This window comes from Moraxella tetraodonis (assembly GCF_022359095.1).
Lineage (GTDB): Bacteria > Pseudomonadota > Gammaproteobacteria > Pseudomonadales > Moraxellaceae > Faucicola > Faucicola tetraodonis.
Window position 1 is genome coordinate 346,574 of record NZ_JACSYB010000001.1, and the last position, 21,584, is coordinate 368,157.

Genomic DNA, 21,584 nt, shown 5'->3' on the forward strand with positions numbered 1-21,584 from the left:
TTTGCTATGAGCAATCGCCAGCTTGGGATTGTGCTTGTAACATCGCAACAATGGTCTTAAGCTGTTTTTGTCTTTTTACGTTTTGCCAAAGCTCGCTGGCTTCTTCATAGCCTTGGGTCAACATTCCCAGCCATTGTTTGTAACGTCCCACCAGCATATTGTCGCTACGGGCATGTCCTTGCAAAAACGCAATTTGTAGCTTAAGTAGCGCTTGCCAAGCCATGTTTTTTACCGTGTCATTTTTATCCATCGCTTTGATTTGATTGACTAAGTCAGGATGAGTAACTGCACCACGTCCGAGCATGATATGTGGGGTGTTTGCTTGTTTGCGGCAACGCATGGCTTGTTCAGTCTGCCAAATTTCGCCATTGGCAATAATCGGTAAGCTTAACCGCTGCGTCAGGGGTGCGATTAACTCCCAATAGGCAGGGGGTTTATAGCCTTGGGTTTTGGTACGGGCGTGGATAGTCAGCCAACTGGCATTGGCTGATTGCACCGCATCGCCGATTTCTTGGGTTAGAGAGGTATCTTCATAGCCGAGTCGGATTTTTGCTGATACAGGCGTATCCGATGGCACGGCTTGGCGTACTGCATGGATGATTTGATACAAGGTTTCAGGTTCGGTGAGCAACACCGAGCCACCGCGGTGACTATTGACAGTTTTAGCAGGGCAACCAAAGTTAATATCAATGGCTAACGCACCAAGCTCGACCGCCCTGACGGCATTACCTGCCATCAGGTCGGGCTCACTGCCCAGTAACTGTACATGTACTGGCGTGCCGTGAATGGTTTTGCCTTTTAAACCATCTTTATGCAAAAGTTCGGGTACGAATTTATAAAACACATGCGCGGGTAGGACGTGCTGGGTGACGCGAATAAACTCACTCACCGTCCAGTCGTAATGTCCGATACTGGTTAAAATATCCCGCATCAATGGGTCGGTCAGTCCTTCCATCGGCGCAAGGACAATTTGCGGCTGGGTAAAATCGGGGCTAAACTGCGATAAGTGACTAGCCATAAATCACCTTTTTATCTTTGAGTCCGTGAATCAAATCTTGAATATTAAAAATATCCAAATTTACCTTGGCGCGCGTACAGGCAACATACAGCAGTCGCAACTCTTCGGGGGAGATTTTTACCGCCTGAGAAGTCACATCATAATAAAAATCATTGTCAATTTGCACCCGTGACCATTCCAACCCTTTGGCTTTATGTGCGGTAGAAATGATGTAGTCGGCTTTATCCAGTGTGGTCAAGCTGTTAATTGCTTGGTTTAGCGTTTCGGTGCCATGTTCATCGACCAATTTGACGAGGGTTTTTAAATCGCTGCCTTCGTTCGTCTCGCTATAATCCTGCACGTCGCGCCAATTGTTAAAGTAGGCAAGCTCAGGCACGCCATATGCCGCTTGTCCTTTTTTTAGGCGTTCGGCAGATTGACTAAATTTGAGCAAACGCTCTGTATCGGCTTGTAGCGCAACTTTATGTCCCATTTTAAGCCCAGATAACAGATTGACCATCGCACTGGCATTGGTACGGCAAAGAATGGCATCTTTTTGACCATGCACCATACTTTTGCCTAAGGTAGACGCCATCGCAGGATTGCCGCGCAGTGGTACCTCTTCTTGTAGCGCTTTTAAAAACCCATTCGCCACATCAGCAATTTGGTCGCCAAATCGAAACGATTGGGTGAGCAAGGTTTGTGGTAGCGGCAGGCGCTTCATGGCATTGACAGCGCCGCGCCATTCATAAATTTGCTGATGCGCGTCACCCACATAGATAACTTGGTTGGGCTGATTGGACAAAATCCCCATCATCAAGGGGTCGGCATCTTGCGCTTCATCAAATAAGATAAAATCCGCAGGAATTACCGGTTTGGATAGCGCCCAAAGTTTAAGGTAAATATCATGCCCAATCCCCGCAGGGTGGCGCGGGTCAATCGACTGTTGCCAGCGGCGCTCTACATACGGGTATAAGGTGTCGCGCAGCTGCTCAGCTTCACTGGCAACCAACCAGTCAGGAAACTGCAAATGGCGCGGCGCGGGGTAACTGGCATGGGTACTACAAAACGTGCTCACGGCATCGGAGACAAATCGTGCCTGTCGCTCTGGCGTTAAGGTCACAAACTGGCTTTTGCCTTCAATTTGGCGTTTGACTTGCACAGGGGTCAACCCCAAATCTGAGGCGAGGCGACTGGGAGAAAAACGCGGTAGTTGCAGCTTTGCGGTGATATCGCGAGCAGTATGACGAAATGCCAATGAGTGAAAAGTGCGACAGTCGACATGGTGGGGGAATTTGCGCTGCGCTTCTGAAGCAATCGCTTTGTTAAATGCCAAATAAATCCCGCGACCACGTAGCTGATTGCCAATCAGGTTAAGCGTGGTGGTCTTACCTGCGCCGGCATACGCTACCACCTTAAACGACTGGCGCGTGAGTGCCATATCGACAGCCTGCTGCTGCTCACCCGTTGGGCGTTGGGTCGGGCTGTTGACAAGGGGTTGGGTGGGGATAACGCTGGGGTTTGACATAAGGCCATTGCTAACAGAAAAGTGAGCTATTTTAGCAAAATTTGGCAAGTTTTGCTCAGTTTCCTTTATTTACTCAACCTGTATTTACTAGCCTTTATTTACTAAGTGGGGATGAATGAGAGGTTGACTAGGCTTTAGCTTTATCCAGCTAGATTAGCGGTCTTTCTGTAATAACGCTTTTTCTTTAACCAATACCCGTGCCATGACCAGACCGAGTTCAAACAATAACCACATCGGGATAGCCAGCATAATCATGGATAGCCCATCTGGCGGTGTCACCAATGCCGCAATAGCAAAACAACCCACGATGATGTAACGGCGTTTTTGCGCCAAGCTATCCACTGTCACCACCCCAGCCAACACCAGTAGCAGCGTCAACACAGGAATCTCAAAGGTTGCCCCAAACACCAAAAATAGCTTGAGTACAAAATTTAGATAGCTTTCGATATCGGTCATCGGTAGCACATTGTCGGGCGAGAATTTGATAAAAAAAGCTAGCACGCTTTTGAGCACGACATAATAGGCAAACGCAATCCCCAGATAAAACAATATCACCGATGACAATAGCACGGGTAGGGCGATACGTTTTTCATGCTTATATAGCCCTGGTGCAATAAAGGACCAAATCTGGTACAAAATATACGGCATCGCCAAGATAACAGCCAGATACAGCGTCAATTTAATCGGTGCCAAAAATGATGAGGTGATATCCGTTGCAATCATAGAAGAATTGACTGGCAACAATGCTGTTAACGGCGCTGAAAAAATATCGTAGATTTCTCGCGAAAAGCCCGCCAATGCCAAAAAAATCACCAACACCGCCGCAAAACCGTGAATCAAATGACGGCGCAGTTCAATCAAATGCTCAGTGATGGGCATATCTACCAAAGTATCGTTTTGCGATGGTTTATCATCTTTAGCTTGTTCAATGGCTAATTGTTCAGGCGTTTTTTTGGTTTTGATAAGCTTAATCACTGGGCACCTCCACCCAAACTTGGCAATTGGTGCAGTAGCGGATCGGCTTGATAATTGGGTAAAAAAGGCGGATTGGGAAGACGTCTGACACGGTCATAATCACTGAGTAAAAACCAACGATAATACATTGGCTCAGTGGCAGCGAATAGCGCTTCATGTAAGTCTTTAGCCACTGCATCGGCTTCGACATCAGCCTCTAGACTCAGCAAATAATCGTCTGCTTTGGTTTCTACCAGAGAAGACTCGTCAGATGGCTTGTCTAGTAAAAGCGCGGTGCTATCATTTGTTGGCTCAGCTAAATGATTGGGTGCTTCACGACTGGATGGTTCATGACTGGGTGGTTCAAGGCTGAGTGGTTCAGTAGGCAGACTAACTGCGTTAGTATCATGACCAAGATTAGGGGTTGTATCAGCCGACTGGGTATTGTGAGCTTGCATCGAAGGTGCTTTGCCATGTTGCTGTAATTCGCTCACACTGCTGCGAAGGGCTTCCATCTCGCGCTTCATATCAACTTCAGCTTGGCGGATTTTTTCCAGCTCAAGCTGCATTTGCTTGCGCGTTTCGGCAAGGTCAAGCTCAGCTTCAATTTCTGACTGCAGCGTTGCAACCGTACGGCGGAATTTGGCATACCACTGACCTGCAGTACGCGCCGCTTGGGGGAGTTTTTCAGGGCCCAGCACAATCAGTGCAATCGCCCCAAATAACAGTAGTTCGGAGAAACCTATATCAAACATAACAACCGTGGCAGTTAAGGATTAAAAAACCAAAGAAAAAGTAACGACTAGGGTTTAAACGTTATGTTTATCTTGTTGGGTCTGCGTGGTATTGAGCTCAGCTTTTTCGTGTTCAAGGACACGGTTTTTGTTCAGATGCTGTTCGTTTTCATCTTTGACCGCATCTTTAAAGCCTTTAACGGCACCACCCAAATCTTTACCGGCATTTTTCAGTTTTGAGGTGCCAAAAATGACCACAACAACAACCAGTAAAATTAACCAATGTGTGATTGAGAAACTACCCATGAGAATATCCTTTGATTAACCTTGACAATAGGGGTGAGGACAATATGAATTTGCAGTGTAACACATAACCATTGCGTTGACATAACTGTGCAAAAAACTGTGTAAAACACGGCGAATTTTTCGCAATTTTAGCCAGCAATATTCAGGAATTATCGACTGTTTAGTGGCGTTTACTTAAGGGCGCTCACTTAAGGGCTATTACTTAAGAGATTTGACGTGCGGCTTTTTCGTCGATACCCGATAAGCCAAAACGTCTTGCCAATTCATTGGTGACAGCCCAAGACGGTATATTAAACCATGCCAATGTGACCATTGTGTGAAACCAAACATCAGCAATTTCATACACCAAATCTTTCACTGCGGTATCATCGGCGACGGCCTCATAGGGGGTATCATTGGCAATGTTGATATCTTTGGCAGCGATAATGGCTTCGGTGGTTTCTTCACCGACTTTTTCTAAGATTTTGTTGATACCTTTATGGTATAAGCTTGCCACGTATGAGCTATTAGGATTGGCATTTTTACGCCCAATCAATACTTCATCTAACGCGGTTAAAATATCCGCTGACGTCGTAGCGGTTGGTGTTGGATTGCTTGTTGGTGTCGGATTGCTTGTTTGTGTCGCATGGCTTGCAAGCGGCGAGTGTTCATGAGTCGGTTTGGCGTTGTCACCATAAATCGCATCAGGATCTTTGATGACCGCATCAGTAATTTGCCATTGTAGCTGTCCGTGGTCATCGGCAAGCAGACGGTAAAAACAAGACTGCCGACCCGTATGGCAAGCAATCCCACCCACTTGGGTGACTGACAGCACAATCACATCAGCATCGCAGTCTAAGCGGATTTCATGGACTTGCTGAAAATGCCCAGAGCTTTCGCCTTTGTGCCATAATTTACCGCGAGAGCGTGACCAATACACTGCTTGCATTTTTTCGGCAGTCAGGCGTAATGACTCGCGATTCATCCATGCCATCATCAAAATGCGCCCTGTATGAAAATCTTGAGCGACTGCAGGCATGAGCCCATTGTCATCAAATTTTAGTGTATCTAGCCAATTCATATTCACGCCCTGTATCATACTATGCAAGCCCTAACCAAAAAAAAGCACCCATCAAGCGATGCGTGCATTTATCATAATTCATCAAGCCCTAAATCTCAAAGGGTTTCACATCTAAGGCTTCTTTAATGGTAGCTGATAACGCGATTTCTTGGCTTTGACGATAGTCATACGCCACAAAGCCCATTTTGGCATACGCTACCAATGACCCATCAAACATTCGCGAGACTTTAAACACAAAATCACCACCTAAATCGGTTAAATGCTGTACGCCAACCTCAAACAATAGTTCTTCACGCGCCCGTGCCCGATCAAGGATTTGGGTCTCGATATGATTAATGACCAAGCCTTGGTACTCAGCATTAACCTCCTTAATGCTTTTTGAATATAAAAAACGAAAACGGGCTTCGGTAAGCAATGCCACCAAATTTTCAACCGTTAAGTGTTGTCCTAATCCAATTTCGGTATTGCGCACGCGCATGACGGTCTCAAACACGAAATGGGCAACTTCAATATTTGTGCTTAACGTTGACAAGAATTCTAACCTCATGATGTTGATGTTGATAAGAGAGTATTACACATTAAACTTTTCAGAAGCTTAAGAGCCCGATAAATACCTTAAGGCTAAACAAACTAACGCGAACTGTGTTCAAAATAGGGCTTACTTATCACTTTTAGCCAATTTAACCGCAGTTTTCATAAACTCAGTTGTTAACTTAATTAATGTAATTCCGTGATAGATTTACCAAGTATTTATGCTAAGTAATTGATATAATTTATTTTTTAAAAATTCTACAAACAGCCCTTAATAATAATTTATCTATTATAGTAGAGAAATATTAAAGTAACATCAATAAAATGGATGTCAAAGAAAAATTAGTGATAACATTAGCGTGCATTCACGAATGATTTTTGATAAAATACCGCCTCCCACCTCAAGGCAAAAAATCCAGTGTGATGAGGATTTTTTGACAAACAGGTTAACTTCACTTGATAAAGATTTTTAATCTCTGTCAAAAACGAACAAGAGGCTATCATGAAATTAAAAACTCGCCGTGGTGCTGCCAAGCGTTTTAAAAAAACTGGTAACGGTATCAAACGCAAACAAGCATTCAAACGCCACATTTTGACCAAAAAATCTCCTAAGCGTATCCGTCAATTACGTGGATGCAAATTGGTACACGTGTCTGATGAGAAACGTGTTTACCGTATGTGTCCTTACCTATAATTTATAGGTATTCAATCAACTGATATTACAAAACTTTAGGAGTAAATTATGGCTCGTGTAAAACGTGGTGTACAGGCAAATCGCCGTCATAAAAAAGTATTGGCTCGTGCAAAAGGTTATTACGGTGCGCGTTCTCGTGTGTTCCGTGTTGCTGTACAAGCAGTTACCAAAGCTGGTCAATATGCGTATCGTGACCGTCGTAACAAAAAACGTTCATTCCGCCGTCTGTGGATTGCACGTATCAACGCGGGTGCGCGCTTAAATGGCTTAAGCTACAGCCGTATGATTAACGGTCTGAAAAAAGCCAGCATCGAAATCGACCGCCGTGTATTAGCAGACATCGCTATGCATGATGCGCAAGGTTTTACGGCATTGGCAGAAAAAGCAAAACAAGCACTGGTTGCTTAGTTTGTTTTAAAGCGATTTTTCAAAAAGCCATTAAGTGCAAGCTTAATGGCTTTTTTTATCGCCATATTTTAGTTAAAATGCCTATCACTATTGATAACCAAGATTGCAACGCTCATGACAGAAATAACGACTGACAAACTTATCCAATATTCTGAAAATTTAACCGATATCACCCAAGACCAATTCACCCAATTTGTTCAAGATGCCAAAGCTTTAATCAGCACCGCACAAAACCCCCAAGACCTACAAAACATCCGCGTGACTTTAACCGGCAAAAAAAGCCATTTGACCACCTGGTCAAAACAGCTGGGCGGACTCGATGCCGACGGCAAAAAGACCATCGGTGGCATGCTGCATCAAGTACGCACCCAAATCAATGACAGCCTACAACAAGCGCAAAGCGATTTAGAAGCCAAAGCTTTGGCTGCCAAACTTGCCAGTGAATCCATTGACATCACCTTGCCAGCACGTGGACAACAAGCAGGTAATTTGCACCCTGTCACCATGACCGCTGAGCGTATGCAAGGGTTTTTTCGTCAAGCAGGCTTTGAAGTCGCAACAGGTCCGGAAGTTGAGAGCGACTACTATAACTTTGAAGCGCTAAACATTCCAAGCCATCACCCAGCACGCGCCATGCACGATACCTTTTATTTTGAAAAGCAGCATTTTAATGCCAATTATGTGCTACGCACCCATACCAGCTCGGTGCAAATTCGCACGATGGAAAAAGGCAACCTGCCGATTCGTATCATCTGTCCAGGACGTGTGTATCGTAACGATAGCGACCAAACTCACTCACCTATGTTCCACCAGCTTGAAGGTTTGTATGTCAGTGAATCGACCAATTTTGCTGAGCTAAAAGGCTTGATTCATGAGTTTTTGCAGGCGTTTTTTGGTCGCAAGCTCACGGTGCGTTTTCGCCCGTCGTATTTTCCATTTACTGAGCCGTCTGCAGAAGTGGATATCCTTGCCGATACTTATGCAGGTGGGGGCAAGTGGCTAGAAGTGATGGGCTGCGGTATGGTGCATCCAAAAGTGTTGTCCGATAGCGGTATTGACCCGACCAAATACCAAGGCTTTGCATTTGGGATGGGGATTGAGCGCTTTGCCATGCTGTATTATGGGGTGAATGATTTACGCTTGTTCTATCAAAATGATGTCAGATTTTTAAAGCAGTTTGCTTAGGGGAAAACAATGAAAATTAGCGAAAACTGGTTACGCCAATGGGCAAACCCAAACTTAAGCGCTGAGCAAATTGGCGAACAACTGACGATGGCAGGCTTAGAGCTTGATAGCTTGGATAAAGTCGCCAAAGACTTTAGTGGTGTGGTGGTCGGTGAAGTGATTGACGTCACCCAACACCCCGATGCCGATAAACTGCGCGTTGCCAAAGTGAATGTCGGTGAGCATAGCGAAGCACCGCTACAAATCGTTTGCGGTGCACCCAATGTCGCCGTTGGCGTGCGTGTACCTGTGGCACTGGTGGGCGCCAAACTGCCACCTGCGCAAGGGGATGAACCCTTTAACATTAAAAAAGGTAAACTGCGCGGCGTAGAATCGCACGGTATGCTGTGTGGTGGTAGTGAGATTGACTGTGATGATGGTGTTGATGGCTTGTTAATTTTGCCACAAGACGCCCCGATTGGCATGGATATCCGAGCGTATCTTGGCTTAGATAATCATGTGCTAGATATTTCAATCACCCCAAACCGGGGGGATTGTTTTAGTGTGCGCGGTATCGCCCGTGAGCTTGCAGTACTCAATGATTTAACATTTCAACTGCCCTTTGACAACATCACCGCAGCTGTGACTGACAACGATAGCCAAGCGGTTAGCGTGGAGACCACGGACTGCCCGCGTTATTACGCGCAATTGGTCAGTGGGCTGACAGGCACCACGCCATCACCTGATTGGATGAAACAAGCCCTGAATGCCTCAGGCGTCAAGCCACGTAATCTACTGGTGGATGTTACCAATTACGTATTACTTGAGCTCGGTCAGCCGCTGCATGCGTTTGATGCCGACAAGTTGGTGGGCGCAATTATTGTGCGCCATGCCCAACAAGGCGAAACCCTTGAGCTTTTAAATGAGCAAACCATTACCTTACAAGGTGATGAGCTGGTGATTGCCGATGAACAAGGTGTCATTGCGTTAGCAGGGATTATGGGTGGGCTTCGCACCGCAGTGACCGATAGCACGACCCGAGTGGTAATCGAGAGCGCATTTTTCAAACAGTTGGCGATTGCAGGTAAAGCACGCCGTTTCGGCTTGCATACCGATGCGTCACAGCGTTTTGAGCGGGGTGTTGATTTTGAATTGCCAAAATTGGCACTCGACCGCGCGGTCAATCTATTGGCAACATTTGGCAAGGGCTCAAGTGAGGTTAAGGTCGGTCAAATCACGCTAGTTGAAAACACCGCTGAACTGCCAAAACGTACGCCAGTGACGCTACCGATTGTCAGTATCAACAAATTGTTAGGCGCGGATATCGCCACCGACAAAGCCATTGAGATTTTAGAGAGTCTACAAATCAGCACCGAGGTACAAGGCGAAAATCTGGTTGCCACGCCGCCGAGCCATCGTTTTGATATCAGCTTACCCGAAGATTTGATTGAAGAAATCGCCCGCATTTATGGCTATAACAATATTGCCAACAAACTGCCGGCGTTTACCAGTAACTTGTTTGACAATAAACGCCAAAATGATCTGCATAACTTAAAAATGAGCTTGGTCAATCAAGGTTATTTTGAAGCGGTGAGTTTTAGTTTTAGTGATGCCAAAGTCGAAGCTTTGTTTGATGGGGCGCATTTTGCTGCACCACTCGCGCTTGCCAATCCAATCTCAAGTGACTTAGCGGTCATGCGTCGTACCTTGCTGTCTAGTTTGTTGCCTTGTGTGCAATATAACTTAAACCGTCAACAAAACCGCGTGCGTCTGTTTGAGACGGGTCTGCGTTTTGATGGCAGTGATATCGCAAGCTTAAACCAAGTTGAGACATTGGCGATGGTGGCAGTCGGCAGCACTCATCCAGAGCAGCATCATGACAGCCGTGTGATGGATTTTTACGACCTAAAAAATGACGTCGAATCGGTTTTTCCGCGGTTTGCCCAGTCTGCTATCAGTTATCAACGTAGCCAGCAGCCGTTTTTACACCCTGGTCAAAGTGCCGATGTACACTATCAAGGCAAGGTGATTGGCTGGTTAGGTCAGTTGCACCCACAGATTGCCAAAGCCTTGGATTTGCCGACCACTTGGGTGGCGCAGCTGAATTTACAGGCAGTGATTGACATGCACCAACAGGCATTGACCATTCTGACGCCAAGTAAATTCCCACAAGTACGCCGTGATATCGCTGTGGTGGTAGACAAGTCGATTGCTATGCAATCCATGCGAGATACTATCAAACAAGTCGGGGGCGAGTTATTAAAAGAGGTGTGGTTATTTGATGTATATGCTGGCAGCAACTTACCTGAAAACCAACAATCGCTTGCTTTTGCACTGGTGTGGCAAGACCTCGATGCCACGCTTTCTGACGAGCGTATCAATGCGCAAATGGAAGCTGTTATCGCTGCGCTACATGAGCAGTATCACGCAACGCTACGTATGTAATCTTGGACTAGCAAATTATACCAGTCGATACAATGTTTTTCTTTGATTTTAAAGTAAAAATAACTATCGACTGTATTTGCTAGAATCGCTAGAATAGGAACATTTAGTAGGGTGGGTATGATAATGAATATGCAAGTTGAAGGAAAAACCTTAACCAAATTAGAAATGATCAATCATTTGATGGAAAATTTGGGCATGACGCGCCAAGACAGCCGCGCATTTGTAGAGAATTTTTTTTCAGAGTTGTCAGAAACGTTGACCAAAGGTCACCAAGTCAAGCTATCGGGTTTTGGTAACTTTGAGATTAAGGATAAAAGCCAGCGTCCAGGTCGCAACCCAAAGACTGGCGAGATGGTTCATGTCACAGCGCGCCGCGTTGTTACCTTTAAAGCGGGGCAAAAAATGCGTCGCAGTATTGAAGATAAACTGTTCACAGAATAACGCCTTTATTATTTTTAGATTATTTCCAGTTAATTTAGGCGTTTTAAAATCAGTTGCTGCATTTTGACCGTAAAACATTCTGTCCATAAATTTTAACCATAAAAAAAAGAAGCTTAATGCTTCTTTTTTTTATACCAATGATGCCACTATTTGGCAGCAGAGGCGGCTGCACTGGCAGCTGCTGGTGTCGCAGGGTTTTCACCCCAGATAGCTGGGTATTTATAACCTGGGAAAGTTTTGTGGGCGTATTGTTTAAATTCTTCTGAATTATACGCATTGGTCACGTCTTTTACCCATTGTGTGTCTTTGTCTTTGGTGCGAATCGCTGACCAGTTGACATACGCATAGCTGGGTTCTTGGAACAGCGCTTCAGTCAATTTGATACCTGAGCTGGTCGCATAGTTACCGTTGATGACTGCAAAGTCAACGTCAGAACGCGCACGTGGTAATTGTGCGGCTTCTAGCTCTACTAGTTTGATATTTTTTGGGTTTTCTGCGATATCATTTTTTGATGCGGTCAATGGGTCGATATTGTCTTTAAGTTTTACCCAGCCTAGTTCGTTGAGCATTACTAGCGCACGCGCAAAGTTGCTTGGATCGTTGGGTGCAGCCACGGTGGTACCGTCTTTGACTTGTTTTAGGTCATTTAATTTACCAGGATAGATGCCAAGCGGTGCGGTAGGCACTTGGAAGGCTTCAACGATATCTAAGTTGTTGTCTTTTTTGAAGGTGTCGAGATAAGGTTTGTGTTGGAACACGTTGATATCAATATCGCCATCGGCTAAGGCTTTATTTGGGCGCACATAGTCAGAGAATTCAACCAGTCTGACTTTATAGCCTTGTTTTTCTAACTGCGGTTTGACGGAGTTTTTGACCATGTCACCAAAGTCGCCCACAGTAGTACCAATCACAATTTCAGATTTATTCGGGTCGATACCTGTACTTGCCGCTGCCGTGGTCGTTGTTGAGCTTGCGGTAGTCGTGGTCGTAGTTGTGGTGGTGCTGGCTTGTGCTGTGGTTTCGGTTTTGCTTTCAGGTTTGCTACAACCGACTAGGGCAATCCCTGCCACCCCTACGGTTGCTAGCAGCTGCGCAATATGGCTTGATAAATGCGTTAATTTCATACCTTCCTCCAAAAATGAAAAAATAAACGGACAAAACAATCAGTTTACCTTAACATATTCATAAAAAAAATGTTATTGAGAGTTAACCTATGGATATGAAATTTTTTCATAATTCCTAGAAAAACCATCAATAACAATTTTTTAAACAGCCATCAGCTAAAATTAACGTTTATCCAGACGGTGCGCCAAAATATTACCGACTGATTGGATGATAATCACCATCACCACCAATAAAATCACCATAAAAATCATCACGTCATTTTGGTAGCGGTTATAACCATAGCGAATCGCCAAATCACCGAGACCGCCACCCCCAATCATACCCGCTGCCGCACTATAAGAGAGTAAACTAATCATCAAGGTAGTGATACTTAAAATCAAACTTGAGCGTGATTCGACTAATAACACGTTACGAATAATCGTCCCTGTACTTGCACCCATTGATAACGCCGCTTCGATGATACCTTTTGGCACATCACGCAGATTTTGCTCAACGAGCCTAGCAAAGTAGAAAATACCGGCGACACTCAAAGCAAGCGATGCCGCGATTGGACCAATGGTGGTACCGACAATGAGGCGCGTGACAGGAATAATCACAATCATCAAAATCACAAACGGAAAAGCACGCATGATATTGGTAAAGTTACCAAGCCCTGCATACAGCGATTTGTTGTCGGCGAGCTGATTTTTACTGGTCAAAAATAGCGCGACGCCGAGCAATGTACCAAAGATGACGGACGCAATCGTTGAGATACCCACCATAATCAGCGTTTCCCAAAACGCTTGCCAAATTTCTGCTTTCATCCCCAAAAGATTATCAACCGCGCTTTGCCAAGTTAATGTATTTGCCATGAAATTACCCAACGATTCAATTTAAAACTTAAAAAATTATCCAGTCGTCAACGATGTTTTTGCGCCGTTAATCATCACTAATCAGCAGTTGCCCAATCGGCGTGGTGGCATGAATTTGCCCCGAATGTACGTCAGCGACCTCCAGCAATCTGCCCTTATCAAGTAGGGCGACGCGGTTACACAGCTTGCGAATCACAGACATTTCATGGGTCACAATCACGATAGTGACGTTAAACTTGTCATTAATATCCTTGAGACAGGCTAACACCGATTTTGTTGTTGCAGGGTCGAGTGCAGAGGTAGGCTCATCGGCGAGCATTACATGAGGCTTGGGTGCTAACGCCCGTGCGATACCTGCCCGCTGTTTTTGACCACCAGAGAGCTGGGCGGGATAGTGGTTGGCGCGATTGACCAAATCAACAATTTCAAGACATTCCATCACCCGCGGCATGATGGTCGCTTTTTCCCACCCGGCAATCTCTAGGGCAAAGGCAATGTTTTGTGCCACCGTGCGATTTGCCATCAGATTAAACTGCTGAAAAATCATACCGATATTTTGACGGGCATGGCGCAAATCGTGGGTGGACAGCGAGGTCAGCTCCTTGCCATCAATGGTGACAGTGCCGCTATCTGGGCGTTCAAGTAAATTAATCAAGCGTAGCAAAGTAGATTTGCCTGCGCCCGAATAACCCATCAAGCCAAAAATCTCGCCTTGTTGGATTGAGAGCGATGTCGGCTCTACCGCGGTAAACCAGTTGCCATCTTGGGTTTGGAAGCGTTTGGTAACGTTATCAATGGTAATCATGATAATAAAAAATTTTGCAGTGGCTAAAAGAAGGTAATTTTAGCACAGCTCGTCGTCAGCGTTTAGTCGCTTTAACGAATAAATAAATGCCGAATGGTATGTTTAATTAAATAATAGAGGAGAAAAGCAAAAAAAATTTGTGATAAAACTATAGGCAGAGATAAAAGCGGTTACGATTGGGTGATAGGTAATGTGACCAAAAAGCGGGTATGACCATGCACTGTGTCGGTGATGATACTACCGCCATGGGCTTTGACAATCTGCGCGACCAAAGATAGCCCGAGACCTGAACCTTTTTTCTCTTGTTGTAGCCGTACAAATGGACTGAAAATATCGGTGCGTTTGTCTTCAGGAATGCCTGTGCCTTGGTCGATAACCGCAATACATACCTGATGAAATTCTGGCAGGTGCACAATGTCAGATTTTTTACGTGAAAAAATAGACGATTTATTTTTTGGTTTGTTAGCCAGTTTGCTCGAAGTTGCTTCGCTATCTAATGTGACCGTTGCGGCGGGACTATTTGTCGATGACATTTCAGCGTCAACGGTGATGTTATCGCCGTTTGTGGGATCACTGGTGGTATCTTTTATAGAGGAGGGCATGGCGGGCAAAGCCACTTTATCTTTTTGAACATCGGTATGTTTTTGAGTATCGGTATCTTTTGTACTCTCTTGGATGGTAGGTAGAGCATCAATTGCCAGCTGATTACCCGCATCATCAATGGCATATAACTGTACGCTCACAGGTGGGACGCCATGAAGATGGGCATTGTCGAGCAAATTACGCACGAGGTGGGTGAGAAGTTTGGCTTGCCCTTGGATGATAATATGACCACCCGCAAAGCTAGCTTGTGGGTAGTGCTGAATCTCGTTTTTAATTAACTCATATAAATCGACATCTTCTACTTTTTCTATCGCATGACCGGCATCCATACGACTGACCAGCAAAATACTTTCCACCAAATCATTAAGACCCGTTAAATCACGGTTGATGGCATCAGCACGTTTTTGTACTTTATCTTGTATCGTTTTGTCAAACTGACTTGCCAGCATCGTCATCATTTCAACTTGTAGACGAATACGGGTAATCGGTGTACGAATCTCATGTGAGGCATGGGCTAACAGCAGTTTATTGGCATTCATCAAGGTTTCGATGCGTTCGGCGGTTTGGTTAAAACCACGTGCCAAAATGGTAATTTCATCATTGCCTACAGGCGTGACACGGGCAGAGAAATCGCCATCACCCAGTTGGGTGATTTGCCGACTTAGCTGATTAATACGCCATGTCATGGTGCGCGCAATCATCCATAACATGCCCGACATGATGAGCAGCAGTAGCAAGGTGCCTGTCAATAAATTAATCGCGGGCGAAATCGCACGGCGGTTACTAAGTTTTGATTGGTATAATAGCACATAACCTGATTGGCTATTAACTTGAATTTCGGTCGGGTGTTTTGGATCATCTCTAGGAAATAGAGATAAAAAAAATGGCGGATTTGGCGGTAAGGTGGCAGGCAGCCCACGCATGATCATAATCGCTTCGCCACTTTTGCCATCATATAGACCAAATTTGGCGTTGAGTGAATCGCTATAAATATTAAAACTACGCCGTACGAGGGCAAGTAGATAACGGGTTTCGAGATTTTTTTGTTGGTCTTGAGCGGTACGCAGTTCAACTAGTAACGGGTCTAACTGCTGGGTGACTTGGCTGGCAATGACTTGATGACGAGTATTGGCAGAGGTATCGTGTACCAAATGGCTTAAAACTACCATTGCCCCAGCAAAAATGACCAATGCCAGCATAACGCTGGCAAATAACTTGCTAAATACACTGTTAAATTTTATGCCGCTCAATCGCACACAGAATCCAGAAATCGTGGGTCATCACAGGGTATTATAATAGCTTTGCTAACATAAATGACCAAGTATGATGACCTTTTGCGTGTTAAATTTGTCAACTAAGCTTACACTGTTACACTTGGTCAGTGGCAAACTGATAGCCGACACCACGCACCGTGATAATGCGTTTTGGCTGGCGAGGATTGTCTTCAATCAGCGCACGCAGACGTGAAATATGCACATCAATGGCACGGTCGATGTTATCACTGCTGTCATCGTTTGGCATCGCATGCCACAGCTGTTCACGGCTCAGTACTTTACCTGAGTGGGTAGCAAAGTAATGTAATAACTGAAACTGATGAGTAGTCAAACGCACCGGCTCATCATCAATCGTCACTTCATGGCTGTCTGGATAAACCTTTAAGCGACCAAATACTAAGTTATCTTCTTTTTGCTGGTGAAGCGGCAGGTCGTGACGGCGCATCACCGCACGGATACGCGCCAATAGTTCACGCGGTTCAAATGGTTTTGAGACATAATCATCCGCGCCCATCTCAAGACCCAACACACGGTCAGTGGTGTCACCCTTAGCAGTGAGCATGATAATCGCCGTTTGCGCCAGACGGCTATCTTTGTGCTGACGAATACGTTGACACACTTGCATGCCATCCATATCCGGCAACATCAAATCTAAAATCACCAAATCAATGGATTTGGCAGGGTTAAATAGCGTCTCTAACCCTTCTGTCGCGGTTGGGGCATGCTGAACTTCATAGTAGTTCATGCCCAAATATTCGCTAATTAACTCGGCTAAATCTGGATCATCCTCAATTAATAGTACGGTTTTAGTACCACTATTATTATCTTCCATCACCAACTCCAAAAAATCTCTAAAAATAAATCAGTTGTTATTATTGCTTTTGCTCATCAAAGCTAGGCTTCTATCTTTAATCAAGAACCTATTATCGTAAAGTAAGATACTATTATCATAAAGCAAGAGAGTGCCAATATGATAGTGTCTTATACAGATTTATAAAACTTCTTAGCTGCCAATCATACAGCTATCAATCATACAGCTATCAATCACACAGCCCAATTAATGCATAGCCCAATTTAAAATTGTACTGGGCTACTCATTCTTAAGTTTCTTTACACTGTATAAAATTGTAATGAATTATTGCTTAAAGTGAGTCGTGGCGCTCTATCGCAGGGGTTTTTGCTTTCTTTTTAGCAAATAACCGAAAAAACCGCTGTTTGCCATCATCTAAATAGGTATAAATCACAGGCACCACAATCAAGGTCAATAAGGTTGAAGTAATCACCCCGCCAATAATAGCGTGTGCCATCGGTGCTTGTTGCTCCGACCCTTCACCAATGCCCAGTGCCAGCGGTATCATCCCCATCACCATGGCAGCGGTAGTCATCAAAATTGGGCGCAGGCGCGTTTGACCCGCGAGCATAATAGCTTCATTTCGGCTCAAACCGTTTGATAAAGATTCTTTAATAAAATCAATGAGCAAAATCGCATTTTTACATACCAATCCCATTAACATGATAATGCCGATGATAGAAAACATATTAAGACTAGAGCCGAATAAAAATAACGCAAAGAACACCCCAATTAGCGATAACGGCAGCGATGCCATAATCGCCACAGGGTATAAAAAGCTATTAAACTGTGACCCTAACAACATATAAATAAACACAATTGCCAGTCCAAGTGCGGTTGTTGCGTAGCCAATGGATTCGGCCATGTCCTTGTTAGAGCCTTGTACCGCAAAGCTGTAACCAGGTGGCAGTTTCATTTCGTTTTGGATTTTTGTGATATCCGCGCCGATATCACCTGCCGGTCTGCCGTCTGTGTTGGCTTGGACTACCACCTCACGAAACAGCGAACGGCGGTTGATTTGCGGTGCACCCAAGGTTTCACTAAAATTCGCCACTTGCGATAGCGGCACTAGCACTGGCTGACCATTTTGATCCATACGGCTTGATGACAAGTACATGGATTGTAGCTGCGAGATGGTCTGGCGGTTGTCATCATTTAGGCGCACGTTGACATCGATATTGTTGCCATTGTCATCTTTAAAGGTGCTCACATTATCACCGGCCAGCAGTGGGCGTAATGCTTGTCCGATTTGTCCAATCGAAAGACCGGCATCATTTGCTGCTTCCCGGTTAATGGTGACATTGACCATTGATTTGGGCTGTTTAAGGGTACTTTCCAAATCTACCAAGCCATTGACGTTTGAGAGTTTTTGCATAAACTCATTGGATAAACGTTGCAGCTCAGTTAAATCATTGCCTTTGATGGATATCATAATCGGCTTAAGACCACCGCTGACCGCCATGGCAGCGGCTGCCACTGAGGTAACTTTAATACCGCCTACCTGCTGCAATTGCTCACGCATGGCACGGTTTAAGGCATCTAGTCCGCGCGTGCGCTCATCTTTAGGTACTAACGACACATTCACTTGTACCCGATTGTTACCGCTATAGGACATCGCATTAACCGTGGCATAAGTATTGGTAACTTCAGGAAAACTTTGTAATACCGCGTTGACTTGTGCTGCTTTTTGTTGGGTGTAGTCAAGATTGGCATTGACAGGTGTTTCAAATTTGACTTTGATTTCATTCATATCCGCTTGCGGGACAAATTCTTTGCCCACCAACCCCACGGCAAAAAACGCTGCAACCAGTGAGCCAATTGCGATGAGCACAGTTATCAAACGATGGCGTAAACTCCATGCAAGAATATGGCTATATAGATTGGTCAGCCGATCTAACAGGCGCTGAAACCCATCTAATAGCCAAGCAATCGGTCGCTTGCGAAATGAAACCCGTTCATTGACGCGGTCATGTTGGTGCGCGGCATCTGGGTCTGGCCAAATCGAAGACAACATCGGGTCAAGCGTGAAGCTAACAAATAACGACAGCAATACAGCGGTAGAAACAGTCACACCAAACTGATAAAAAAAGCGTCCGATAATCCCGCCCATAAAAGCCACAGGTAAAAATACCGCCACAATCACCAGCGTCGTCGCTAGCACGGCAAGCCCGATTTCTTGGGTGCCATCAAGCGCCGCTTGGCGGTGATGTTTGCCCATACCCACATGGCGCACGATGTTTTCCCGCACCACAATCGCATCATCAATCAGCAGTCCGATACATAATGCCAGCGCTAGTAGGGTCATCATGTTGATGGAAAAACCAAACGTCCAAATCGCCGCTAAAGTACCGAGCAGCGAAATGGGCAGCGTCAATCCTGTGATAATGGTCGAGCGCCACGACCCTAAGAACAACCAAACAATAAACACCGCCAATATCGCCCCTTCAATCAAGGTACGCACCACATTATTTAACGAGCCACGAATACTTTTGGAGCTATCAGCGACCACCGTCATGGTGACACCTGGGGGTAGGGTCGCTTGGATTTCTGCCAGACGCTGCTGGGTTTTATCAACCACATCAATCACATTGGCGTCCGACATTTTGATAATATCCATTGCCACCGCAGGTTGACCATTTTGTAGCGACGCTGACTCAGCCTCGGCTTGTCCATCAACGACTTGGGCAACTTGCGATAAATACACAGGCACGGTAGCACCCGTGCTTGAACGATTTTGGGCGACAATGATTTGGTTAAACTCATTGGGTGTTTTGACCAACCCGTTAACTTGAATCACCATTTCTTGATTTTGATTATTGATAGTGCCGACAGGTAATTCGACGTTCTCTGAGCGTAGTGCATTGCTAATTTGATTGACTGAGACTTTATAGGCATTCATTTGGGTGGGATTGAGCAGCACACGGATTTGACGCTGCCGACCCCCCAAGATATCAACACGACCCACCCCTGTGACTGTTTGTAGCTGTTTTTTGACCGTGTTGTCTAAGTAAGTGGATAACTCCCGAAGCGACATTTTGTCAGAGCGAAACGTGACGGACACCACAGGCGCATCGGCAGGATTGTACTGCGCAACGATAGGCGTGGTGACTTCATCCCGAAAGGTGGGGGTCACCAGTGCCAATTTATCACGCACATTTTGTGCGGCAACATCGGAAGGGATATTTAAATCAAACTGCACGATGACTTGTGACAGGCCTTGTTGGGTGACGGAGGTCACTTCTTTGACACCGGCGATGGTATTGACTTGGTCTTCAATTTTTTTGGTAATGTCGGTTTCGATGACTTCAGGCGAAGCACCACTATAAACGGTATTGACCACCACAAAAGGGAATTCAATATTAGGAAATTCCTCAACTTTCATGCGAAATGTTGCCAGCAATCCAATGACCATCAGCGCGAGCATGATCATGGCAGCAAACACAGGATTGTTGATACTGACGCGGGTGAGCCACATAGCAAATTCCTAATACCAAAATTTTTAACAGTGAAATTTTTAACAATATTGAATGATTGAATGAAACACTATCAGTAGGTTATTTGAGCACGACTTTTTTACCCACATCATTGGCATTGAGATTTGCCACAATCACTGTGGTGTTAGGCTCGATGCCAGCAATTAAATACTGACTGGTATCGTCAAGGTGTTTGAGTACCTTGATAGGCTGTTTGGTAATCACATTGTCTTTACTGACCACCAAAATCGTGCCAGCTTCTAAGGTTGGATTTGTGGCGGATTGGTCGGTGGGTTTATTGGCTGCGCCTTTTGCTCTAGATTCTAGAACCACCGCTGACATAGGCACCAATACCCCAACTTGTGCAACCCCATAATTAAGCTTGCCTGTGGCATACATGCCCGGGCGAAGTCCAAGATTACGCTGAGAAGGTTTCACCGCGATATAAATGGTCAGCTGGCGAGTGGCGGCATCGACTTGGGGCGAAATGCGGCTAATTTGTCCAATGTACTGATTGGTTTGATTACTAATAGTAAAAGGCACTTGTTGACCAAGTTGTAGCTGTGTTTGTGCTTCACTAGGGACATTGGCGGCAAACTCAAGTTTATTGGGGTCAATGATTTCCATCAAGGCTTGGTTTTGCGTGACTACCTGTCCGACATTGACGCTGCGACTGCTGACAATTCCAGTGGTAGGCGCATAAATCGTGGTATCGCCAAACATTTTTTGTGCGCTACTTAATTGGGCTTGTTTGGCTTTGATGGATTCACGCTGCGCAATGCTGTCTGCCACACTGCGCTCATACTCTATTTGTGAGACAAAGCCTTGCTCGAGCAAAATTTTGTTGCGTTCAGCAAGTTTATTGGCAACGATAGCTTGTGCCTGGGCGGCGGCAACGTCGGCTTGCGCTTGAGCGAGTTGGTTTTTACTATCACTGATATCAAGTCGCACCAGTGGCTCACCTTTTGCCACTGTTTTACCCACATCGGCCAGCACTTGCTGCACTTGTGCATTCACGGTTGATTGTACCACTGTGTGGTCTGAAGGCTGCAGTGTCCCTGTCACGGTGACGCTCGGTTCAAATCGGTCTGCTTTGGCAGTGATGACATCAGCGGCTAATAGCTGAATCTCATTATTGGCGATTTGCGTGGTGGCTGACGCCGTGGTGACTTGAGTGTTTTGGGGTGACAGCGGGCTTTTGCTGTCGTTTTGCTGTTTTTGGCAGCCACTCAAACTCATAACAGCGCTAGCCACGGCTAGGCCTAATGGTAGAACTTTGGTGATAAACTTCGGTGTTATCATGAATGAGACGTCCTCAGCGCAAACAATCAACTTAAAAAA

At 45.3% G+C, this 21,584-nt stretch carries 19 protein-coding genes; 5 read left to right on the plus strand and 14 right to left on the minus strand.

Features of this window, described 5'->3' with window-relative positions:
- Window positions 1-4: 4 nt before the first annotated feature.
- From H9W84_RS01580 to H9W84_RS01610, 7 genes are all read right to left on the minus strand, one after another.
- Window positions 5-1,018: a tRNA dihydrouridine synthase gene (locus H9W84_RS01580; RefSeq protein ID WP_239741424.1), complete on the minus strand. Its 1,014-nt coding sequence runs from the start codon at window positions 1,016-1,018 to the stop codon at window positions 5-7.
- Window positions 1,011-2,525, minus strand: a complete 1,515-nt coding sequence (locus H9W84_RS01585) for a UvrD-helicase domain-containing protein (RefSeq protein WP_239741425.1) — start codon at window positions 2,523-2,525, stop codon at window positions 1,011-1,013. The genes H9W84_RS01580 and H9W84_RS01585 overlap by 8 nt, the downstream gene beginning before the upstream one ends.
- 153 nt (window positions 2,526-2,678) lie before the next feature.
- Window positions 2,679-3,404: a twin-arginine translocase subunit TatC gene (tatC, locus tag H9W84_RS01590; RefSeq protein ID WP_275579741.1), complete on the minus strand. Its 726-nt coding sequence runs from the start codon at window positions 3,402-3,404 to the stop codon at window positions 2,679-2,681.
- Window positions 3,405-3,496: 92 nt separating this feature from the next.
- The gene (gene tatB, locus H9W84_RS01595) at window positions 3,497-4,234 is read right to left on the minus strand and encodes a Sec-independent protein translocase protein TatB (RefSeq protein ID WP_239741427.1); all 738 of its coding nucleotides are present in this window, start codon (window positions 4,232-4,234) and stop codon (window positions 3,497-3,499) included.
- 54 nt (window positions 4,235-4,288) lie between these two features.
- Window positions 4,289-4,519 (minus strand): Sec-independent protein translocase subunit TatA, encoded by a 231-nt coding sequence (gene tatA, locus H9W84_RS01600; protein ID WP_007117213.1) that lies wholly within the window; start codon window positions 4,517-4,519, stop codon window positions 4,289-4,291.
- 202 nt (window positions 4,520-4,721) lie between these two features.
- Window positions 4,722-5,579: a bifunctional phosphoribosyl-AMP cyclohydrolase/phosphoribosyl-ATP diphosphatase HisIE gene (gene hisIE / locus H9W84_RS01605; protein WP_239741428.1), complete on the minus strand. Its 858-nt coding sequence runs from the start codon at window positions 5,577-5,579 to the stop codon at window positions 4,722-4,724.
- Window positions 5,580-5,667: 88 nt separating this feature from the next.
- Entirely contained in the window at window positions 5,668-6,111 is a 444-nt protein-coding gene (locus H9W84_RS01610) for an acyl-CoA thioesterase (RefSeq protein WP_099807506.1), read from the minus strand.
- Window positions 6,112-6,609: 498 nt separating this feature from the next.
- On the opposite strand from H9W84_RS01610, the gene rpmI reads away from it, so the two are divergent.
- From rpmI to H9W84_RS01635, 5 genes are all read left to right on the plus strand, one after another.
- The gene (gene rpmI / locus H9W84_RS01615) at window positions 6,610-6,804 is read left to right on the plus strand and encodes a 50S ribosomal protein L35 (protein ID WP_036604595.1); all 195 of its coding nucleotides are present in this window, start codon (window positions 6,610-6,612) and stop codon (window positions 6,802-6,804) included.
- A 48-nt stretch (window positions 6,805-6,852) separates the two neighbouring features.
- Window positions 6,853-7,212 (plus strand): 50S ribosomal protein L20, encoded by a 360-nt coding sequence (gene rplT / locus H9W84_RS01620; RefSeq protein WP_239741429.1) that lies wholly within the window; start codon window positions 6,853-6,855, stop codon window positions 7,210-7,212.
- A 114-nt stretch (window positions 7,213-7,326) separates the two neighbouring features.
- Window positions 7,327-8,397, plus strand: a complete 1,071-nt coding sequence (gene pheS, locus H9W84_RS01625) for a phenylalanine--tRNA ligase subunit alpha (protein ID WP_065262705.1) — start codon at window positions 7,327-7,329, stop codon at window positions 8,395-8,397.
- 9 nt (window positions 8,398-8,406) lie between these two features.
- Complete coding sequence (gene pheT / locus H9W84_RS01630; RefSeq protein WP_239741430.1) at window positions 8,407-10,821, plus strand: phenylalanine--tRNA ligase subunit beta; 2,415 nt, start codon at window positions 8,407-8,409, stop codon at window positions 10,819-10,821.
- Window positions 10,822-10,950: 129 nt separating this feature from the next.
- Window positions 10,951-11,262: an integration host factor subunit alpha gene (locus H9W84_RS01635; protein ID WP_036598711.1), complete on the plus strand. Its 312-nt coding sequence runs from the start codon at window positions 10,951-10,953 to the stop codon at window positions 11,260-11,262.
- Window positions 11,263-11,408: 146 nt separating this feature from the next.
- Here H9W84_RS01635 and H9W84_RS01640 read toward each other — a convergent pair whose 3' ends face one another.
- The 7 genes from H9W84_RS01640 to H9W84_RS01670 all read right to left on the minus strand — a co-directional run bounded on the left by H9W84_RS01640 (window position 11,409) and on the right by H9W84_RS01670 (window position 21,545).
- Complete coding sequence (locus H9W84_RS01640) at window positions 11,409-12,386, minus strand: MetQ/NlpA family ABC transporter substrate-binding protein (RefSeq protein ID WP_050324972.1); 978 nt, start codon at window positions 12,384-12,386, stop codon at window positions 11,409-11,411.
- A gap of 162 nt (window positions 12,387-12,548) precedes the next feature.
- Complete coding sequence (locus H9W84_RS01645) at window positions 12,549-13,238, minus strand: methionine ABC transporter permease (protein WP_239741431.1); 690 nt, start codon at window positions 13,236-13,238, stop codon at window positions 12,549-12,551.
- Between the two features lie 67 nt (window positions 13,239-13,305).
- Window positions 13,306-14,043, minus strand: a complete 738-nt coding sequence (locus H9W84_RS01650) for a methionine ABC transporter ATP-binding protein (protein ID WP_239741432.1) — start codon at window positions 14,041-14,043, stop codon at window positions 13,306-13,308.
- A gap of 170 nt (window positions 14,044-14,213) precedes the next feature.
- Window positions 14,214-15,845 carry a sensor histidine kinase gene (locus tag H9W84_RS01655; protein WP_239741433.1) on the minus strand — a complete coding sequence of 544 codons (1,632 nt, stop codon included), beginning with the start codon at window positions 15,843-15,845 and terminating at the stop codon, window positions 14,214-14,216.
- 169 nt (window positions 15,846-16,014) lie between these two features.
- Window positions 16,015-16,752 carry a response regulator transcription factor gene (locus H9W84_RS01660; RefSeq protein ID WP_007115400.1) on the minus strand — a complete coding sequence of 246 codons (738 nt, stop codon included), beginning with the start codon at window positions 16,750-16,752 and terminating at the stop codon, window positions 16,015-16,017.
- A gap of 310 nt (window positions 16,753-17,062) precedes the next feature.
- The gene (locus H9W84_RS01665) at window positions 17,063-20,245 is read right to left on the minus strand and encodes an efflux RND transporter permease subunit (protein WP_239741434.1); all 3,183 of its coding nucleotides are present in this window, start codon (window positions 20,243-20,245) and stop codon (window positions 17,063-17,065) included.
- Window positions 20,246-20,324: 79 nt separating this feature from the next.
- Window positions 20,325-21,545, minus strand: coding sequence for an efflux RND transporter periplasmic adaptor subunit (locus H9W84_RS01670; RefSeq protein WP_239741435.1), 1,221 nt, complete (start codon window positions 21,543-21,545; stop codon window positions 20,325-20,327).
- Window positions 21,546-21,584: the final 39 nt, after the last annotated feature.

Excerpts from the sequence above, each read along its gene's own strand:
- H9W84_RS01580 (WP_239741424.1), bottom strand. The coding sequence starts at position 1,018 with ATGGCTAGTCACTTATCGCAGTTTAGCCCCGATTTTACCCAGCCGCAA.
- H9W84_RS01585 (WP_239741425.1), bottom strand. The coding sequence starts at position 2,525 with ATGTCAAACCCCAGCGTTATCCCCACCCAACCCCTTGTCAACAGCCCG.
- tatC (WP_275579741.1), bottom strand. The coding sequence starts at position 3,404 with ATGCCCATCACTGAGCATTTGATTGAACTGCGCCGTCATTTGATTCAC.
- tatB (WP_239741427.1), bottom strand. The coding sequence starts at position 4,234 with ATGTTTGATATAGGTTTCTCCGAACTACTGTTATTTGGGGCGATTGCA.
- tatA (WP_007117213.1), bottom strand. The coding sequence starts at position 4,519 with ATGGGTAGTTTCTCAATCACACATTGGTTAATTTTACTGGTTGTTGTT.
- hisIE (WP_239741428.1), bottom strand. The coding sequence starts at position 5,579 with ATGAATTGGCTAGATACACTAAAATTTGATGACAATGGGCTCATGCCT.
- rplT (WP_239741429.1), top strand. The coding sequence starts at position 6,853 with ATGGCTCGTGTAAAACGTGGTGTACAGGCAAATCGCCGTCATAAAAAA.
- pheS (WP_065262705.1), top strand. The coding sequence starts at position 7,327 with ATGACAGAAATAACGACTGACAAACTTATCCAATATTCTGAAAATTTA.
- pheT (WP_239741430.1), top strand. The coding sequence starts at position 8,407 with ATGAAAATTAGCGAAAACTGGTTACGCCAATGGGCAAACCCAAACTTA.
- H9W84_RS01635 (WP_036598711.1), top strand. The coding sequence starts at position 10,951 with ATGCAAGTTGAAGGAAAAACCTTAACCAAATTAGAAATGATCAATCAT.
- H9W84_RS01640 (WP_050324972.1), bottom strand. The coding sequence starts at position 12,386 with ATGAAATTAACGCATTTATCAAGCCATATTGCGCAGCTGCTAGCAACC.
- H9W84_RS01645 (WP_239741431.1), bottom strand. The coding sequence starts at position 13,238 with ATGGCAAATACATTAACTTGGCAAAGCGCGGTTGATAATCTTTTGGGG.
- H9W84_RS01650 (WP_239741432.1), bottom strand. The coding sequence starts at position 14,043 with ATGATTACCATTGATAACGTTACCAAACGCTTCCAAACCCAAGATGGC.
- H9W84_RS01655 (WP_239741433.1), bottom strand. The coding sequence starts at position 15,845 with ATGCTGGCATTGGTCATTTTTGCTGGGGCAATGGTAGTTTTAAGCCAT.
- H9W84_RS01660 (WP_007115400.1), bottom strand. The coding sequence starts at position 16,752 with ATGGAAGATAATAATAGTGGTACTAAAACCGTACTATTAATTGAGGAT.
- H9W84_RS01665 (WP_239741434.1), bottom strand. The coding sequence starts at position 20,245 with ATGTGGCTCACCCGCGTCAGTATCAACAATCCTGTGTTTGCTGCCATG.
- H9W84_RS01670 (WP_239741435.1), bottom strand. The coding sequence starts at position 21,545 with ATGATAACACCGAAGTTTATCACCAAAGTTCTACCATTAGGCCTAGCC.